This window comes from Kribbella sp. NPDC051587 (genome assembly GCF_044453945.1).
In the GTDB taxonomy this organism is placed as follows: Bacteria; Actinomycetota; Actinomycetes; order Propionibacteriales; family Kribbellaceae; genus Kribbella.
Genome location: NZ_JBITDE010000011.1, coordinates 156282 through 172659 on the forward strand (window position 1 = coordinate 156282; position 16378 = coordinate 172659).

Annotated in this window: 19 protein-coding genes; 4 read left to right on the plus strand and 15 right to left on the minus strand. The window is 68.5% G+C overall.

Annotated features, from left to right (window positions below; translation table 11 throughout):
- Nucleotides 1-45: 45 nt before the first annotated feature.
- The 10 genes from ACIA49_RS31705 to hisI all read right to left on the minus strand — a co-directional run bounded on the left by ACIA49_RS31705 (nucleotide 46) and on the right by hisI (nucleotide 7516).
- Complete coding sequence (locus ACIA49_RS31705; protein WP_396381436.1) at nucleotides 46-753, minus strand: DsbA family protein; 708 nt, start codon at nucleotides 751-753, stop codon at nucleotides 46-48.
- Nucleotides 750-1229: a DoxX family protein gene (locus ACIA49_RS31710; protein ID WP_396381437.1), complete on the minus strand. Its 480-nt coding sequence runs from the start codon at nucleotides 1227-1229 to the stop codon at nucleotides 750-752. Before ACIA49_RS31710 ends, ACIA49_RS31705 begins: the two co-directional genes overlap by 4 nt.
- Nucleotides 1226-1846 (minus strand): SCO family protein, encoded by a 621-nt coding sequence (locus tag ACIA49_RS31715; RefSeq protein WP_396381438.1) that lies wholly within the window; start codon nucleotides 1844-1846, stop codon nucleotides 1226-1228. Before ACIA49_RS31715 ends, ACIA49_RS31710 begins: the two co-directional genes overlap by 4 nt.
- Nucleotides 1847-1892: 46 nt before the next feature.
- Complete coding sequence (gene trpA / locus ACIA49_RS31720; RefSeq protein WP_396381439.1) at nucleotides 1893-2720, minus strand: tryptophan synthase subunit alpha; 828 nt, start codon at nucleotides 2718-2720, stop codon at nucleotides 1893-1895.
- Nucleotides 2713-3924 (minus strand): tryptophan synthase subunit beta, encoded by a 1212-nt coding sequence (gene trpB, locus ACIA49_RS31725; RefSeq protein WP_396381441.1) that lies wholly within the window; start codon nucleotides 3922-3924, stop codon nucleotides 2713-2715. The genes trpA and trpB overlap by 8 nt, the downstream gene beginning before the upstream one ends.
- Nucleotides 3925-4001: 77 nt before the next feature.
- On the minus strand, nucleotides 4002-4808 hold the full coding sequence (gene trpC, locus ACIA49_RS31730; RefSeq protein ID WP_391541846.1) for an indole-3-glycerol phosphate synthase TrpC: 807 nt from the start codon (nucleotides 4806-4808) through the stop codon (nucleotides 4002-4004).
- A gap of 14 nt (nucleotides 4809-4822) precedes the next feature.
- Nucleotides 4823-5077, minus strand: coding sequence for an HGxxPAAW family protein (locus ACIA49_RS31735; RefSeq protein ID WP_391541847.1), 255 nt, complete (start codon nucleotides 5075-5077; stop codon nucleotides 4823-4825).
- A 56-nt stretch (nucleotides 5078-5133) separates the two neighbouring features.
- Nucleotides 5134-5700: a Trp biosynthesis-associated membrane protein gene (locus ACIA49_RS31740; RefSeq protein ID WP_396381443.1), complete on the minus strand. Its 567-nt coding sequence runs from the start codon at nucleotides 5698-5700 to the stop codon at nucleotides 5134-5136.
- Nucleotides 5700-7190, minus strand: coding sequence for an anthranilate synthase component I (locus tag ACIA49_RS31745; RefSeq protein ID WP_396381445.1), 1491 nt, complete (start codon nucleotides 7188-7190; stop codon nucleotides 5700-5702). The genes ACIA49_RS31740 and ACIA49_RS31745 overlap by 1 nt, the downstream gene beginning before the upstream one ends.
- Nucleotides 7187-7516: a phosphoribosyl-AMP cyclohydrolase gene (gene hisI, locus ACIA49_RS31750; protein WP_396381447.1), complete on the minus strand. Its 330-nt coding sequence runs from the start codon at nucleotides 7514-7516 to the stop codon at nucleotides 7187-7189. The genes ACIA49_RS31745 and hisI overlap by 4 nt, the downstream gene beginning before the upstream one ends.
- 50 nt (nucleotides 7517-7566) lie before the next feature.
- Between hisI and ACIA49_RS31755 the strand changes: the two genes are divergently transcribed.
- Both ACIA49_RS31755 and ACIA49_RS31760 read left to right on the plus strand, forming a co-directional pair.
- The gene (locus tag ACIA49_RS31755) at nucleotides 7567-7986 is read left to right on the plus strand and encodes a hypothetical protein (protein WP_396381448.1); all 420 of its coding nucleotides are present in this window, start codon (nucleotides 7567-7569) and stop codon (nucleotides 7984-7986) included.
- Between the two features lie 12 nt (nucleotides 7987-7998).
- Entirely contained in the window at nucleotides 7999-9081 is a 1083-nt protein-coding gene (locus ACIA49_RS31760) for a dipeptidase (protein ID WP_396381449.1), read from the plus strand.
- Here ACIA49_RS31760 and ACIA49_RS31765 read toward each other — a convergent pair.
- The gene (locus ACIA49_RS31765) at nucleotides 9078-9944 is read right to left on the minus strand and encodes a GNAT family N-acetyltransferase (protein WP_396381451.1); all 867 of its coding nucleotides are present in this window, start codon (nucleotides 9942-9944) and stop codon (nucleotides 9078-9080) included. The genes ACIA49_RS31760 and ACIA49_RS31765 overlap by 4 nt on opposite strands.
- A 316-nt stretch (nucleotides 9945-10260) precedes the next feature.
- Here ACIA49_RS31765 and ACIA49_RS31770 point away from each other — a divergent pair, with 316 nt between their 5' ends.
- Nucleotides 10261-10563: a Fe-S cluster assembly protein HesB gene (locus ACIA49_RS31770; RefSeq protein WP_396381452.1), complete on the plus strand. Its 303-nt coding sequence runs from the start codon at nucleotides 10261-10263 to the stop codon at nucleotides 10561-10563.
- 101 nt (nucleotides 10564-10664) lie between these two features.
- On the opposite strand, the gene ACIA49_RS31775 is transcribed toward ACIA49_RS31770, so the two are convergent.
- Together ACIA49_RS31775 and ACIA49_RS31780 are read right to left on the minus strand one after the other, a co-directional pair.
- Nucleotides 10665-12461, minus strand: a complete 1797-nt coding sequence (locus tag ACIA49_RS31775) for an ABC transporter ATP-binding protein (RefSeq protein WP_396381454.1) — start codon at nucleotides 12459-12461, stop codon at nucleotides 10665-10667.
- A complete protein-coding gene (locus ACIA49_RS31780) occupies nucleotides 12458-14302 on the minus strand; it encodes an ABC transporter ATP-binding protein (protein WP_396381456.1) in 1845 nt (614 codons plus the stop codon). Before ACIA49_RS31780 ends, ACIA49_RS31775 begins: the two co-directional genes overlap by 4 nt.
- 100 nt (nucleotides 14303-14402) lie before the next feature.
- Between ACIA49_RS31780 and ACIA49_RS31785 the strand changes: the two genes are divergently transcribed.
- The gene (locus tag ACIA49_RS31785; protein ID WP_396381458.1) at nucleotides 14403-15044 is read left to right on the plus strand and encodes a TIGR03085 family metal-binding protein; all 642 of its coding nucleotides are present in this window, start codon (nucleotides 14403-14405) and stop codon (nucleotides 15042-15044) included.
- Here ACIA49_RS31785 and ACIA49_RS31790 read toward each other — a convergent pair.
- Both ACIA49_RS31790 and ACIA49_RS31795 read right to left on the minus strand, forming a co-directional pair.
- Nucleotides 15030-15614: a DedA family protein gene (locus tag ACIA49_RS31790; protein ID WP_396381460.1), complete on the minus strand. Its 585-nt coding sequence runs from the start codon at nucleotides 15612-15614 to the stop codon at nucleotides 15030-15032. The genes ACIA49_RS31785 and ACIA49_RS31790 overlap by 15 nt on opposite strands.
- Entirely contained in the window at nucleotides 15611-16375 is a 765-nt protein-coding gene (locus tag ACIA49_RS31795) for an MBL fold metallo-hydrolase (protein ID WP_396381461.1), read from the minus strand. Before ACIA49_RS31795 ends, ACIA49_RS31790 begins: the two co-directional genes overlap by 4 nt.
- Between the last annotated feature and the right edge of the window lie 3 nt (nucleotides 16376-16378).

The following is a 16378-nucleotide window of genomic DNA, read 5'->3' on the forward strand; positions in this document are numbered from 1 at the left end:
AGGAACCCAGGGTCACGATGGGGACTCGGTGCGTGAGACATGGCGTCAGCTCGCCGACTTCACCGCGTCGTCGACCGCCTTCTGCAGGCCTTGCGGCGTCAGGTCCTTGGTCTCCAGCTTCTTGCCGTTGACGAAGACCGTCGGTGTGCCGGTCACGCCGCGCGTATCGGCGGCCTTGCCGACCGACGCGACCCAGCTGCCGTAGGTGTTGTTCTGCACGGCCTGCTGGAACTTCGCGTCGCCGATCCCGAGCTGCTTGCCCAGCTCGATCAGCTGGTCATCCGACCAGGACTTGCTGAAGTCGGCGTACATCTCGTCGGCGTAGCCCAGCGCCTTCCCGTTCGCCGCCGCTGCCGCGAACGCGTTCGCCAGCCGTGGTGAGGCCTCCGGGTTCACGAAGGCCAACGGCCAGTAGGTGAGCTTCGCCGTACCGTCCTGGACGAGCTTGTCGACCGTCGATCCGGTCATCTCCTCGAACTCCGCGCAGTGCGGGCAGCGGAAGTCCAGATACAGGTCGATCTGCGCCTTGGCGCCGGCCTGACCGACCGTGACGCCCTGACCGGACTGTCCCGGCCCGGTGATGACGGCTGGCTCGGTGTGGTTCGTCCCGCTGACCTCGACCTTGGAGTGCCCGCGCAGGTACTGGAACCCGACACCGGCCAGCAGCGCCAGCACCAGGACGATCACCACGACGACGCCGGGTGGCACCCGCTTCTTCTGCTCCTGCAGCGGGCTGGCGTTGGTGTTGCTCACGGTACGGCGTCTCCTGTCGAGGTGTTCGGATCAGTTTCCAGCGCAAATCTGCTGGCCGGCTTCACGCAGAGCCAGATCGCCAGCACGAGCAGACCGACATCGCGGAGGATCTCCTCGAGGTACTTCGTCCGGCCGGGATCGACCCGTCCGCCGCCACCGAAGCAGCCGCAGTCGATGGCCAGCCCGCGCGCCCAGGCAGAGCCCACGGCGGCGATGAACACCACCATGAAAACACCCGCGGCCGCCGCCGAGTGCCGGACACCGAAACCGAGGATCAACAGCAATCCGATCGCGATCTCCAGGAACGGCAGACCCCAGCCGACCGGGTCGGCCAGCCCCGGCGGCAGGATCTCGTACGCGCGGACGGCCTGCGCCGCGGTCTCCGGATCGGAGACCTTCAGCGCGCCCGCGACCAGCATCACCCCACCGAGAATCAGCCGTGCCACCAGTGAAACCCAGGCCCCCCGAGGCTTCACTGGTTCGCCTCGACCAGCTTCCCGAAGTCGTGCACCATGTCACCGATCGACGTGTTCGACATCCACAGCACGGTGGCCTTGTCGTCCTTGCCGAACCCGAGCACCTGCGCGCCGTGGCCGATCTCGTAACCACCCGAGGGCAGCTTCTTCATCCCTTCGACCGGTACGCCGACCGCCTGCGCGATGTCCTTGATCGACGTCAGCGACCCGGTCAGCCCGATGAACGACGGATCGAACCGGTCCAGGTACTTGTGGATCACCGGGCCGGTGTCGCGGGCCGGGTCGGTGGTGATGAACAGCACCTGCACCTGCTTGCGCACCGACTCGTCCAGCTTGGTCAGCGCGGACGCGACGTCGGCCATCACCGTCGGGCACACGTCCGGGCAGTTCGTGTACCCGAAGAAGATCAGCGTGACCGGCTTCTTGGTCGACGTGACCAGGTTGAACGGGTTCCCGCCGGTGTCGGTCAGTGTGGCCGCGGGCAACTTGTACGGCTGGTCGAGCGTGGCACCCCGCATCCCGTTCGGGTCCTGGCTGGTGCGGATGATCGCACCGCCGGGGTTGTCGGGTTTCTCTTCCTTGCCGCCACTGCAGCCCGCGAGGGCAAGCAGAGTCACCGCGGCAAGGAGAACGGCCGCGTTCCTGGTTCGACTCACAGCTGGCTCAACGTCCGGCCGCCGCTGACGGTTCCCGGCGGACGCCCTCGGCCAGGCTCTGGGTGAGCGATCGCACACCAGCCGGGCCTTCACCGTCGAGCAGCCGCTTCACGAACGCCGACCCGACGATGACCGCATCGGTGAACGCGCCGATGGCGGCCGCCTGCTCCGCGTTCGAGACGCCGATCCCGACCCCGACCGGCAGCCCGGTCGTTGCCTTGGTCCGGGCGACCAGCGGCTCGGCAAGATCCGAGGCAGCCGACCGTACGCCGGTCACACCCATGACTGCCGTCGCGTAGACGAACCCGCGGCACGCGGCCGTGGTCGACCGGATCCGTGCGTCCGTCGAGGACGGCGAGACCAGGAACACCTTGTCCAGCTCGTTCTTGTCGGCGGCCGCGATCCACTCCGCGGCCTCCTCCGGGATCAGGTCGGGCGTGATCAGGCCCGCTCCCCCGACACCGGCGAAATCGGCGGCCCAGCGATCGACGCCGTACCGCTCGATCGGGTTCCAGTACGTCATCACCAGCACCGGTACGTCGGAGTACGCAGCGACCGTCTCGACCGTGCGCAGCAGGTCCTTCACCCGGAACCCACCGGCGAGCGCGGCCTCGGCGGCCCGCTGGATCGCCGGACCGTCCATCACCGGGTCGCTGTAGGGCAGGCCGATCTCGAGCACATCGGCACCACCGTCGACGAGCGCCTTGATCGCGTCCACGCCACCGTCGTACGACGGGTAACCGGCCGGCAGGTAACCGACCAGACCCGCGCGGCCTTCGGCGTTCGCCTTCCGGATCGCGGTCCCGGCCTTGCCCAGGGCAACTACTTCACTCACGACCGGCCTCCCCGTCGATCAGCCCGAACCACGAGCTCGCGGTGTCCATGTCCTTGTCACCGCGACCGGACAGGTTCACCAGGATGGTGGAGTCCGGGCCGAGCTCCTTGGCGATCTCCAGCGCACCGGCGACCGCGTGCGCCGACTCGATCGCCGGGATGATCCCCTCGGTCTTGGCCAGCAGCTTGAACGACTCCATCGCGTCGGCATCCGACACCGGCCGGTACGTCGCCCGCTTCGTCTCCGCGAGCCACGAGTGCTCCGGCCCGACCCCGGGATAGTCCAGCCCGGCCGAGATCGAGTGCGACTCGATCGTCTGACCGTCCTCGTCCTGCAGCAGGAACGACCGCGCACCATGCAGTACGCCGACCTGTCCGGCCGTGATCGTGGCTGCGTGCCGACCGGTCTCGAACCCGTCACCACCGGGCTCGATGCCGTACAGCTTCACGTCCTCGTCGGGGATGAACGCGGCGAACAGACCGATCGCGTTCGACCCGCCACCGACCGCGGCGACGGCCGCGTCGGGAAGCTTGCCGAGCAGCTCGAGCGACTGGGCTCGCGCCTCGTCACCGATGCCACGGACGAAGTCGCGCACCATCGCCGGGAACGGGTGCGCGCCGGCCGCCGTACCGAGCAGGTAGTGGGTCTTGTCGACGCTGGCGACCCAGTCGCGCAGCGCCTCGTTGATGGCGTCCTTCAGGGTCCGGCTGCCGCTGGTCACCGGGATGACCTCGGCGCCGAGCAGCTTCATCCGGGCCACGTTCAGCGCCTGGCGCTGGGTGTCGACCTCGCCCATGTAGACCACGCACTCGAGGTCCAGGTAGGCACACGCGGTCGCGGTCGCGACGCCGTGCTGGCCGGCGCCGGTCTCCGCGATCACCCGCGGCTTGCCCATCCGCTTGGTCAGCAAAGCCTGCCCGAGCGCGTTGCGGACCTTGTGCGCACCGGTGTGGTTGAGGTCCTCGCGCTTGAGCAGGATGCGCGCCCCGGCCACCTCGGACAGCCGGGTCGCGTCGTACAGCAGGCTCGGGACGCCGGCCCACTCGCGCAGCATCCGGTCGAACTCGCCCGTGAACTCCGGATCGGCCATGGCGCTCTGCCAGGCCTGCGTGAGCTCGTCGAGCGGCGCGATCAGCGCCTCCGGCATGAACCGGCCGCCGAAACGGCCGAAGTGCCCGAGCTGGTCGGGCAGCGTGTTACTCATCCGACAAACCTTCCGAACCCGGCCCACGGGCACGGGAGAGAGTCTCTGCCCCTACCCGTTTGGACCGGGAGGAGAGGTCAGTGCCGCTGCTGGATGGCGGGGTGCGATCCGGCGGCGACGAGGTCGGCGACCGAGGCGCGAGGATCGCGGCCGGTCACCAGGGTTTCACCGACGAGGACGACATCGGCCCCGGCGCGCGCGAACTCGATTACATCATGCGGGCCCCGGACGCCGGACTCCGCCACCCGGACCAGGTTGTTCGGGATGATCGGTGCGACCCGGGCGAACGTGGTCCGGTCGACCTCGAGGGTCTTCAGGTTCCGGTTGTTCACGCCGATGAGCTGAGCGCCGGCGTCCACCGCACGCCGGGTCTCCTCCTCGTCGTGGACCTCGACCAGCGGGCACAGCCCGATCGAATGCGCGCGCTCGATCAGCGAGACCAGTGCCTCCTGCTCGAGGGCCGCGACGATCAGCAGCGCCATGTCGGCACCGGCTGCCCGCGCCTCCCAGAGCTGGTACGAGGAGACGATGAAGTCCTTGCACAGCACGGGTACGTCGACCCGCCCGCGCACTGCCCGCAGGTCGTCCAGGCTGCCGTTGAACCGGCGCTGCTCGGTCAGCACGGAGATCGCGGACGCGCCGCCGGCCTCGTACTCACCGGACAAGGCGGCCGGGTCGGTGATCTCGGCCAGCTCACCCTTGGAGGGGCTGGACCGCTTCACCTCGGCGATCACCGCGATCCCGTCGCCGCGGAACACCGGCATCGGGTCCTTGGCGTCGGGCTTGCGCTGCGCCTCCAGCTTGAGGTCGTCCAGGCCGACTAGAGCCTGGCGCTCCGCGAGGTCCTCGCGAACCCCGGCGAGAATGTCGTCAAGCACAGTCATGGTCCGTCCGCCCTTCAGTGGTCGTCGGTGGGGACGCCGAAGCCGAGCAGCTGCAACACCTTGCCGGCCAGTGCACCCAGCACCACGATCCCGACCGAGATCCAGAACAGCAGCCAGTTCGGGCCGAGCACCATCGCGATGGCACCGACGGTGAACCCCACCAGGATGATCGCCACCGCGGTCCAGGCCGCGGTGCTGTTGCCGTGCGCGTCGTGGGGAGCCTCGTCGCTCACCCGGGTCGCCCCTTGATCGGCAGTCGTATTGTCCATGGTTGCCGCCACTCCTCGTCGTCGTCCTGTCCTATTGTGGCGGTAGCCCGCCGCGATCAGAGAGTCGGGTCCTCTCCCGCGTCGATCGCCTTCCACTGATCGACCCCGTCCTCGGTGCCGGGGCCCGTTTGCTTGCTGGCGGTCGCCGCCGCCGGTTCACGCTCATACCGATCGGTAGGCCGCTTCCATCGCTGTGCGGTCACCGCGGTGACCAGACCTGCGAGCAGCAACGCCACGCCCCCGGCCAACGCCGGCCACGGCGCCGGTCCGGCGCTCAACGTGACGGTGTCGGTCACTGCCTGGCTGAGCTCGGGCCGCAACCGGCTGAGCTCCGCGACATCCGGCCGCACCTGCAGCGACACTGCGATCGCCGCAACACCCAGCAGCGCGATCAGTACGCCGATGATGCGGCGCAGCGCCGTACCGGCGAGCTTGGTGACCACAACGGCGACCACGGCCGCCATGGCCAGCGTGACTGGCGCTCTGGTGACGCTGTACCCGCTGAAATGCACCACTGGCCGCCCACTGCCCGGATCGGCCGTCGACCACGTCAGATAGGCAGCCAGGGCCAGCAGAGCCAGGGCGATCAGGGTGAGCAGGTCGACCAGTCGCTGTGGACGCATCAGACCTCGCTGAACGTTCCTGCGACGGCGATCGCATTCAGCACGGCGGCTGCCTTCGTGCGGCACTCGGCGTCCTCGGAGGCCGGGTCGGAGTCGGCGACGATGCCTGCGCCGGCTTGGACGTAGGCCGTGGAGCCACGGAGAACCGCCGTACGGATGGCGATCGCGGTGTCGGCGTCACCGGCGAAGTCGAGGTAGCCGACGACACCGCCGTACACCCCGCGGCGCGTCACCTCGAGCTTGTCGATGATCTCCATCGCCCGCGGCTTCGGCGCACCCGACAAAGTGCCGGCTGGGAAGGCAGCGGTGAGGGCGTCGAACGCGGTCTTGCCCGCGGCGAGCTGACCGGTGACGGTCGACTCCAGGTGCATGACGTGGCTGTAGCGCCGCACATCCATGAAGTCGACCACCTCGACGGTGCCGGGGGCGCAGACCTTGCCGACGTCGTTGCGGCCGAGGTCGACGAGCATCAGGTGCTCGGCCCGCTCCTTGGCGTCGGCGCGCAGCTCCTCTTCGAGAGCGTGGTCCTCCTCCGGCGTCGCACCGCGGCGGCGGGTGCCGGCGATCGGGTGCAGGATCACCTTGTTGTCGGTGACCTTCACCAGCGCCTCGGGGCTGGAGCCGACGATGTCGAAACCGTCCAGGCGGACCAGGTACATGTAGGGACTGGGGTTCGAGCGACGCAGGACCCGGTAGATGTCGAGCGCGGACGCGGTGGTCTGCAGCTCGAAGCGCTGGGAGACGACGATCTGGAACGCCTCGCCGGCCCGGATCTCCTCCTTGGCCGTCTCGACGGCCTCCCGGTACTCGACGCTCGACCGCTGCCGGTGCGGGTCCGGCTGCGCGTCGCGATCGGCACGGACCACGTACGACGGAGTCGGCCGGGCCAGGTCGGCCTCCATCGCGTCCAGCCGGCGGACCGCATCGGCGTACGCGTCGTCGACCCGCTCGTCGGTGTCGTCCCAGTTGATCGCGTTCGCGATCAGCCAGATCTCACCGGTCTCGTGGTCGAGCGCGGCCAGGTCGGTGGCGAACAGGAAGGTCAGCTCGGGCAGGCCGAGGTCATCGGTCGTTGTGTCCGGCAACTTCTCCAGCCGGCGGACGGCGTCGTACCCGAGGAAGCCGACCATGCCTCCGGTGAGCGGGGGCAGGTCCGGCAACCTAGGCGTGTGCAGGATCTCGAGCGTCTGGCGCAGCGCGGCCAGCGGGTCACCGGTCTGCGGCAGGCCGACCGGCGGGTTGCCGGTCCACACCGCCTGACCGTCCCGCTCGGTCAGCGTCGCGGCCGAGCGAACGCCGATGAACGAGTAGCGCGACCAGACGCCGCCGTTCTCCGCGGACTCGAGCAGGAACGTGCCCTCGCGCTCGGCGGCGAGCTTGCCGTACACGCCGATCGGCGTCTCGGCGTCGGCGAGCAGCCGGCGCGTCACCGGGATGACGCGGCGGTCCTTGGCGTAGTCGCGGAAGGTCCCGAGGCCGGGGATGTTCATGCCGTCACCTCGATCGATCCGTGCTCGAAGCAGCTGCGGGTGCCGGTGTGACAGGCCGGGCCTTCCTGGTCGACCAGGACCAGCAGGGTGTCGGCGTCACAGTCGACGAGGATCTCCTTCACGTGCTGGCGGTGACCGCTGGTCTCGCCCTTCATCCAGAACTCCTGACGGCTGCGCGACCAGAACGTGCTGCGGCCCGTCGCCGCCGTCCGGCGGACGGCCTCGGCGTTCATCCAGCCCACCATCAGCACCTCGCGTGTGTCGTACTGCTGGACGACTGCCGGGATCAGCCCGGCCGCATCGAAGGTCAACTCGTCGATACTCACTCCCCTATTGTCGCCGATGGATCGGACAGTTCTGACCAGGGAGGGTGGAGATGGACCTGCAGACCTACTACGCCGAGAACCGCCGGCGGATGGAGATCGCGCACCGGGAGTTCGCCGAGCGCGACCACGGCTGGTCCTTCACGCTCTCGCCGGATGCGCTGTCCTGGGCCGCTCGTCAGCCCGCACCTGTCCGCGATCTCGTCCGGCTGGTCGAGCGAGCCGATGCGGACGACGTCTTCCGCAAGCCCGAGCCTGGCACGATCCGCAGCGCGTTCGCGAGCCGGGATCCGGAGACCGAGGTGGAGACCGGAGCCGGGTTCGGGTTCTGGCCTTCCGACGCCGAGCACCTCGTCGTTCACGCGAGCGGAGCCATCCTGTACGCCGACCTGCCCGCGCTCGACGTGTACGACGTACTCCGGCGCGTGGTGGAGACGTTCGCCACGCCGCGGGCGTCGTACCAGCAGAGCTGACAGGATGCCTGTATGACGAGTCCGCACCTGGTGATCGACGGGCACAACGATCTTCCGATCGCGTTCTACGAGCTGTGCGAGTACGACCTGGACGCACACGACCTGAGTGGGTCGGTGCCGCAGCTGCACACCGATCTGCCGCGGCTGCGGGCCGGGAACGTCGGTGCGCAGTTCTGGTCCCTGTGGGTGCCGCAGGACGAGCACGCTGTACGGCGGACCTTCGAGCAGCTCGACTTCGTGCACCAGCTCGTCGCACGCTTCCCGGATGCGCTGCAGCTCGCGACGACAGCGGATGACGTGGAGGCGGCGATCAAGGCCGGCCGGATCGCCTCGCTGATGGGGATGGAGGGCGGCTACTCGATCGGTGAGTCGCTCGGCGTCCTGCGCACCATGCGCACACTCGGGGTGCGCTACATGACGCTCACGCACAACAACAACGTTCCGTGGGCGGACTCCGCGACTGACAAGCCCGTGCTGGGCGGACTGAACGACTTCGGTGAGCAGGTGGTTCGGGAGATGAACCGGATCGGCATGCTGGTCGACCTGTCCCACGTCTCGGCCGACACGATGAGGCATGCGCTGCGGGTCACTAGTGCACCAGTGATCTTCAGTCATTCGTCAGCCCGTGCGGTCTGCGACGTACCGCGGAACGCACCGGACGACGTACTCGAGACGCTGGCCGGCAACGACGGGGTGTGCATGGTCACCTTCGTTCCGTACTTCGTTTCGCAGGAGTACGTCGACTGGGTGGCCGGTGCACTCGAGACTGCCGAGTCACTCGGCCTCGACAAGGACGACCCGTCACAGCGGGACCAGGTGATGGCCGCCTACGAGAAGCCGAAGCCGCTGGCCTCACTGGCCGATGTGGTCAAGCACGTCGAGCATGTCCGTGAGGTGGCCGGGATCGACCACGTCGGGATCGGTGGGGACTACGACGGGGTTCCGGAGACGCCGGTCGACCTGCCGGACGTGTCGTCGTACCCGCTGCTCTTCGAGGCCCTGGCCGAGCGCAAGTGGAGTGACCAGGACCTCGAGAAGCTTGCTGGAGGCAACATCCTTCGGGTACTGCGCGCCTCGGACGACGTAGCGGTCTAGGCGTCGCGGCGGAGGTCCCTCAGGTCCTCACCGCGGACGAAGCCGGCCGCCTCGTAGGTGGCGATCGCGCCGACGTTGAAGCCGGGCGTGCAGGTGTAGGCGACCGAGGCGCCCATCTCCTGCAGAGCGTGTGCTGCAGCCAGAGTGATCGCCTCGCCGTACCCGCGACCACGGTGCATCCGGTGCACGCCCATCGGCTCCAGATAGCCCGGCTTGCCTTCGCCGGCCGACCACACCGTCACGGCAGCTACTGATTCGCCCAGCTGGTTGCGGCCGACGAGACACCGCGCATCGGCGTACGGGATGCCGTCGGCCATCGTGAACCACCGCTCGTTGGTGAACGTCGAGCCGTCGAACGACTCCCGCTGCACCGTGACCCGCTCGTGCGCCTCCTCCGAGCCGATCACGTCCACCCGCAGTTCTGGTACAGGCACCGGCTGGCTGAGATCACGCCGTACCGGCACCCACGGCTCGTCGAGGTTCCACCCCGCCTTGAACAGCATGTCCTTCACCAGCGAACCAGCCGGCGCCTCCACGAACACCTTGCCCGCGACCAGTACGCCGCGCTCCGGCTCCGCCACGTCAGCAGCCACCTGCTCGGCCAGCTCCGCATCCTGCAACGCAGCCGGATCGAACGCGATCCGAATCAGGTCAGCCTCGTCCAGCAACCCCAGAGCGACGATCGCCCCGTCCCGCCGCCACGTCCGGATCGACGCCGCCGTCTTCTCCGCCCCGAACCGCCAGAACCACCCCACGTCCCCCGGGTGCAACTGATGCGGAGTGTCATCCCCCTGCCAGTCCCGCAACGCCCCCACCACATCGCCCAGCCCGTCAACACTGGCCGTCGCCATCTCAATCGCCATCCCCCGATCCCACACCATCCACTCCCCCCACACCCCACCACCCCACCCCACCTTGAGCACCCACCAACCACTTCCACACCCCCAGCACGACTGAACGGTGCTCAAAGTGGTCGACGCGCACCTTGAGCACGGGTCAACCACCTGCGACGCGGAGATGCGGTTGAGGGGTGCTCGAAGTGGTGAGGGGCGTCACCTTGGGCACGGGTCAACCAGGTGGGGCGCGTGGGTGTGGTCGAGGGGTGCTCGAAGTGGGGGTTTGGGGTGTGGGTGGTCGGGCACGGGGTGGGTTCAGTGATGTCTAGAGGTTGGAGCTGTTGTGCTTACCCTGACTGAGAACGCGACCCTGGTGATCAAGAGCATCACGGGGGTCGAGGGCGCGCCGGAAGGTGCCGGCGTGCGGATCTCGCAGGAGAATCCGGCGGACCCGGCGCTGGCGGTGACCACGACGGAGGCGCCGCGACCGGGCGACCAGGTGGTCGAAGAGGCTGGGGCGCGGGTGTTCCTGGAGCAGAACGCGGCCAGCACGCTGGATGACAAGATCCTCGACGCTGCGGTGGACGACAAGGGCGGGGTCGAGTTCCTGCTCGTGCCGCAGCCTGGCGGTGCCCCCACCGCCTGAGGCCGGGTACGGCGGGGCGCCAACCTGACTGTGGTGCCGCGAAGTACCTGAACCCGGTGCGGCCGGTTCGTCCCTCCCAGGGACCGGCCGCACCCGGGGGTTCAGAGGGCGCTGCGTTGAGCGATCCAGCTCTCGTGCAGCCGTGAGTAGACACCGCCCGCGTTGACGAGTTCCGCGTGCGGTCCACGTTCGACGACCTCACCGTTGTCGAACACCAGCACCTCGTCCGCGGCTTCGGCCGTGGACAGCCGGTGCGCGATGGTAACCGATGTACGGCCGGTCATCAGTCGCTCCAGCGCCGCGTTGACCCGGACCTCGGTCCCGGGGTCGACTGCGGACGTTGCCTCGTCCAGGACGAGCAGGTCGGGGTCTGCGATGTTCGCGCGGACCAGTGCGACCAGCTGACGCTCACCTGCCGACAGGGACTCACCACGCTGGCCGACTGGCGACTGCAGCCCGTCCGGCAGTGACTCCAGCCAGTCTGTGAGACCAAGTGACTCAAAGGCCGTCAGCAACTCGGCGTCCGTCACCTCAGGCCGCCCGAAGCGGACGTTCTCGGCCAGCGACGCGTCGAACAGGTAGCCGTCCTGCGGCACCATCACGACGCGCTCCCGCAGCGTCTCGAACGAGATCTCCCGTGCGTCCACACCATCCAGCAGTACGGCGCCGGACGTCGGATCCATCAGCCGGGTGAGCAGCTTCGCGAACGTCGTCTTGCCCGAGCCCGTCTCCCCCACGACCGCCACTCGCCGATGCGGTTCCAGGCGGACGTCGACGTCGCGCAGTACCAGCTCACCTTCGGGGTAGGCGAAGTTCACGTCTGCGAACTCGACCGTGATCGGTCCGCGGGCCTGCTGCACCCCGTCCTCCCCCGGGTCGACCACATCGGCCGGCGTGTTGATGACGCCGAGCACTCGTCGCCAGCCGGCGAAGGCGCTCTGCGCATCGGTCAGGACCTGCGTGGCGATCTGCACCGGGTCCGAGAACAGCGCCACCAGGAACATGAACGCGAGGATCTCGCCCAGCGTCGCGTGCCCGTCCACTCCGAGCAGCACGCCCGCAGTCAGTACACCCGCGTTCGCCAGACCGGCCGCCAGACCACCGATGGAGAAGGTGATTCCGGTCAGCGTCTGCGCACTGGTCGCCGTACGGCGGTAGTCGTCGACGGTCGCGTCGATCCGGGCCTGCGTGCGCCCCTCGATCGCGTACGCCCGCACCACCTGCGCACCGACCACCGGCTCGGCGACCGCGGAGAGCATCTCGCCGACCTTCGCCCGGACCACGCCGTACGCGGCCGACATGCGGCGCTGCAGTGCGCGCAGGCTCGCGAACAGCGGGATGAAGCAGACCAGCACCACCAGAGCGAGCTGCCAGGAGTAGAAGAACATCACCACGGTCGCGAGCAGCATCTGCCCGAGGCTGACCAGGAAGATGAACCCACCGAACTGCAGGAACTGCGAGACCGTGTCCACGTCCGACGTCACCCGGCTGACCAGTGCACCCCGCCGCTCGGTGCTCTGCGTCAGCACCGGCAGGTCGTGCACGTGCCGGAAGGCCTTGATCCGCATGGTGGCCAGTCCGCGCTCGGAGTTCACCGCGAGCCGCACAGTCGTCAGGTACGACGCTCCGGCAGTCACCACGATGCCAACCGCACACACCACGACCATCCAGGCCACGAACGACATGTTCGGTCCACTGGGTCCGGACAGGCCCTTGTCGATGGTCTGCTGGACAGCGATCGGGATGACGATCCGGCCGGCTGTCATGGTCAACGCAAGCAGCCCGGTGATCCACCAGCCCTGCGCGAGCTCGGGTGAGATCCGCAGCCCCTGCCGCAGCGTCTCCAGACCACCGGCGTCATCGCCTTGGTCCATCCGAGTCGCTTCTGCCGAGCTCATGCCTTCACTCCGTCCAGGTCATCAAGCTCTTTGTCCAGCTCGGCTTCTTCGAGCCTGCGCTCGGCGTCCTTCTCGTAGGCGTCCACCAGCTCCCGGTACGCCGCTGAGGTCTCCTGCAGCTCGGTGTGAGTGCCCTGGGCCGTGATCCGGCCCTCGTCCAGGAACAGCACCTCGTCGGCGAGCGAGATGGTCGCCTTGCGGTAGGCGATCACCAGCACGGTGGTCGCCGCGGTCGCGTCCTCGCGCACTCTGGACCGCAACCCAGCCAGGATGCGTGCCTCGACCTGTGGGTCCACCGCACTGGTGGCGTCGTCCAGGATCAGCAGCCGTGGCCGCCGTACCAGCGCACGAGCCAGTGCGATCCGCTGGCGCTGCCCACCGGACAGCGTTGTACCGCGTTCGCCGACCTTGGTGTCCAGACCGTCCGACAGCGTCTTCACGAAGGCGTCGCCCTGGGCGATCCGCAGTGCGTCCCAGATGTCGTCGTCGCTGTAGTCACCGCCCAGCGTGATGTTGCCGCGGATGCTGTCGTCGAACAGGAAGGCCGTCTGCGCCACCAGCGCAACGGAACCCGCCAACTCGCCACGGGCCAGCCCACGCAGGTCAGTGCCGTCGACCTGGACGGAGCCCTCTTCCGGATCGACCAGTCGGGTCAGCAGCGTCGTCATCGTCGACTTGCCCGCACCAGTCGGTCCCACCACGGCAACTGTCCGGCCGGGCTCGACGGTGAAGTCCATGCCGCTCAGTACGTCGCGGTCCGGCAGGTACCCGAACCGCAGCCCGGACACGTCGAGCCGGGCCGCCGTAGTCGACGTGAGCCGGTCCTCGCCGTACTCCATGCCGCCCTCAGCCGTCAGCACCCGCTGCACGCGGTCCCAGCCGACCACGGACCGCGGCAGCTCACCGAGCACCCAGCCCAGCGCCCGGATCGGGAACCCGATCAGCGTGAACAGGAACGCGACCTGCACCACGTCACCCGCATCGGCAGCACCGGAGCGCACTCGGCCCACACCGACCAGCAGCACGATCAGTACGCCGATGCGAGGCAGTGCGTCGATCACCGGGTCGAACATTCCGCGTGCCTTGTTCACTGCGATGTTGGCGTCCCGCAGCGCGTACGTCGGCGCCCGGAAGCGCTCGGTCTCAGCAGCCTCGCGGCCGAGCGTCTTCACCACCAGTGCACCGTCGAACGACTCGTGCGCGACCTCAGACACGTCTGCCCGCAGCTGCTGCGCCCGAGTGGCCAGTGGCTGCAGAATGCGCTGGAAGATCACGTTGGCCACGAAGACCAGAGGGAAGACCAGACAGCCGACCAGAGCCAGCCACACGTCGGCCATGAACATGGCCACTGTCGCGAACGCCAGCATGGCGAGCACACCGATCGCCATCGGCAGCGGTGCGATCACGAACCAGATCGACTCCACGTCGGCGTTCGCGTTGGACAGCAGCTGACCGGTCGGGTGCTGGTGGTGCCACTCCAGCGGCAGCTTCTGGTACTGCCGGGTCACCCGGCGCCGGTACGTCGCTTGGAGGCGGAACTGCATGACCCCGGCACCGACGCGTCGTCCGACGACGCCGATGGCGCGCAGAATCGCGATCCCGAGGAAGAGCGAGACCAGCCCGGCGAGTGCACCGAAGGTGGTGTCACCGCGCTCGAGCGCCGGCCGGATCACGTGGTCGGTGGCCCAGCCCAGCGCCCAGCCGTCGGCCACGGTCATCGCGCCGTACAGCATGCTGGCGAGCACCGAGACCGCGAAGACCCACGGCTCCTCCCAGATGGCGACCCGCAGGACCGCGAACCCACGCCGGGTCGCGCTCCCTTTGTCAGGGACTTTCGGCACGGGCAAGAGTCACTCCAGGACAGTCAGGTGCGAACAGCAGTCACAATCATGACAACGATTGACATTCTGCCATTCCCGGCGCCGGACTACGATCGGGATCGTGACCGATTACAGCCGGGTGGAAAGACTTGCTCTGTGTGACCTCTTCGACGAGCTAGGGCCGGACCAGCCGACGCTGTGCGAGGGCTGGGACACCTTCGACCTCGCCGTGCACCTGTACGTGCGGGAGTCCGATCCGATGGCCGGTCCGGGCATCATGATCTCCGCGCTCGCCGACACCACCGAGAAGCGGATGGAGCGGGCGAAGGCGAAGCTCGGCTTCGCCGGTGTGGTGAACAAGGTCCGCAGCGGGCCGCCGCGCGCCTCGATCTACGGGCTGCCGCTGATCGGGCACCAGCTGAACACCACCGAGTACCTCGTGCACCACGAGGACGTCCGCCGCGCCCAGCCGGACTTCACCGTGCGCACACTGCCCGCCGACCAGCAGGCCGGTCTGTGGAAGGGGCTCCGGATCGCGGCCCGCGCGATGGCCCGCAAAGCGCCGAGCGGCATCGTGCTGCAGCTGCCCGACGGCCGCTCGACGGTCGCCAAGGCGCCGGTCGACGGCCGCACGGTCACCGTGATCGGTGAGCCGGTCGAGTTGACCCTGTTCTGCTTCGGGCGCCAGCAGGTGGCCGAAGTTCAGCTCGACGGTGACCCGGCGGTCATCGAAGAGCTGAAGGCCACCTCATTTGGCTTCTGACCGTTTGTGGCGGAGCTTCTGGACCAGACTGCTGACCACTGTGGTCAGCAGCACCAGACCGATCGCCGCCACGACGCCCTGCCACGGCTCGGGGAACAGCGCGTAGCCGAGCAGTCCGATCGCCATGTAGACCGCGGCCCACAGCGATGAGGCGGCAAGGTCGACCACCGCGAACCGTTCCCACTTGTAGCCGGCCAGACCGGCGGCCAGCAGCACCGGGACCCGTCCGCCGGGGACCAGCCGCGACGTCAGCAGTACGCCGATCTCGTGCTCGCTGAGGCGCTCCCGGAGCGCCTCGAGCTTCTCGTTGTCGCGCAACCACCCGATCCGCTTCGCGAGCTTCTCTCCACCGAACCGGCAACCGGCGTACACGATCAGGTCGCCCACGTACGCGCCGGCGGCACCGGCGATGAGCACTCCGACCAGTCCGATCGGATTGCTGTGTGAGGCCAGTACTGCGCCTGCCGAGACGGCCGCACCGGTCGGCAGCACGGGCAGGACGGCACCGATCAGTACGGCGCCTGCGAGCGCGAACAGGTACCAGAGGTCGAAATCTGCGTTCCCTGTCATCCCGCCACCTCGGTCGACTCTCCTGGTACCAACACATCCACCTTCACCGCAGGGTCCACCTCAGCCATAGCGGTTCGGAACTGCTCCCCCGGCGGCAGGAACAGTTCGGGCTTGATCCGCTCGAACCCGATCGGCCAGAACGTGCCGAAGTGGATCGGGATCGCCACGCTGGCTCCGACGCGCTGGACCGCCTCAGCGGCACGCGACGGGTTCAGATGGCCAGGCCCGAGAGACGGTCCCCAGCCGCCGACCGGGACCAGCGCCAGGTCGACCGGACCCGCCTCAGCCGCCAGGTCGTCGTACAGGTCGGTGTCTCCGGCGAACCAGACGCTTGGCGCGCTGTCGACGCGATAGCCGACCGCAGGTCCGTCGTACGACGACCAGGGCAGACGGCGACCGTCGTGATGCGCAGTGATCACGGTGATGTCGAGTGAGCCGATCCTGAGCTGATGTCCGGGCGCTACCTCGATACAGCGGTCCGAGAAGGCCGCACCGTAGTCATGGTGGATCAGCCGGGCCGCACCGCGCGGTACGACGAGTGCCGCGTCCGGATTGACCCGTGGCAACGAGGTGAGGTGCAGGTGGTCGGCATGCATGTGTGAGATCAGTACGGCGTCGCACTGACCCGCCTCCGCGGTCGGAACCGGACCACGACGCCGCCGCAGGTGGGCGATGCGTGAGGTCAGTACCGGGTCGGTCAGGAGCCGCGTACCGTCTGCCTCGATGGTGGTGGTCGCATGCCCCCACCAGGTGATCCGCACGCT

What these genes read in the sequence shown, in the direction of transcription:
- trpB (WP_396381441.1), bottom strand. Translation starts at nt 3,924, where the DNA reads ATGAGTAACACGCTGCCCGACCAGCTCGGGCACTTCGGCCGTTTCGGC.
- trpC (WP_391541846.1), bottom strand. Translation starts at nt 4,808, where the DNA reads ATGACTGTGCTTGACGACATTCTCGCCGGGGTTCGCGAGGACCTCGCG.
- ACIA49_RS31735 (WP_391541847.1), bottom strand. Translation starts at nt 5,077, where the DNA reads ATGGACAATACGACTGCCGATCAAGGGGCGACCCGGGTGAGCGACGAG.
- ACIA49_RS31740 (WP_396381443.1), bottom strand. Translation starts at nt 5,700, where the DNA reads ATGCGTCCACAGCGACTGGTCGACCTGCTCACCCTGATCGCCCTGGCT.
- ACIA49_RS31745 (WP_396381445.1), bottom strand. Translation starts at nt 7,190, where the DNA reads ATGAACATCCCCGGCCTCGGGACCTTCCGCGACTACGCCAAGGACCGC.
- ACIA49_RS31755 (WP_396381448.1), top strand. Translation starts at nt 7,567, where the DNA reads ATGGACCTGCAGACCTACTACGCCGAGAACCGCCGGCGGATGGAGATC.
- ACIA49_RS31760 (WP_396381449.1), top strand. Translation starts at nt 7,999, where the DNA reads ATGACGAGTCCGCACCTGGTGATCGACGGGCACAACGATCTTCCGATC.
- ACIA49_RS31765 (WP_396381451.1), bottom strand. Translation starts at nt 9,944, where the DNA reads ATGGCGATTGAGATGGCGACGGCCAGTGTTGACGGGCTGGGCGATGTG.
- ACIA49_RS31775 (WP_396381454.1), bottom strand. Translation starts at nt 12,461, where the DNA reads ATGAGCTCGGCAGAAGCGACTCGGATGGACCAAGGCGATGACGCCGGT.
- ACIA49_RS31790 (WP_396381460.1), bottom strand. Translation starts at nt 15,614, where the DNA reads ATGACAGGGAACGCAGATTTCGACCTCTGGTACCTGTTCGCGCTCGCA.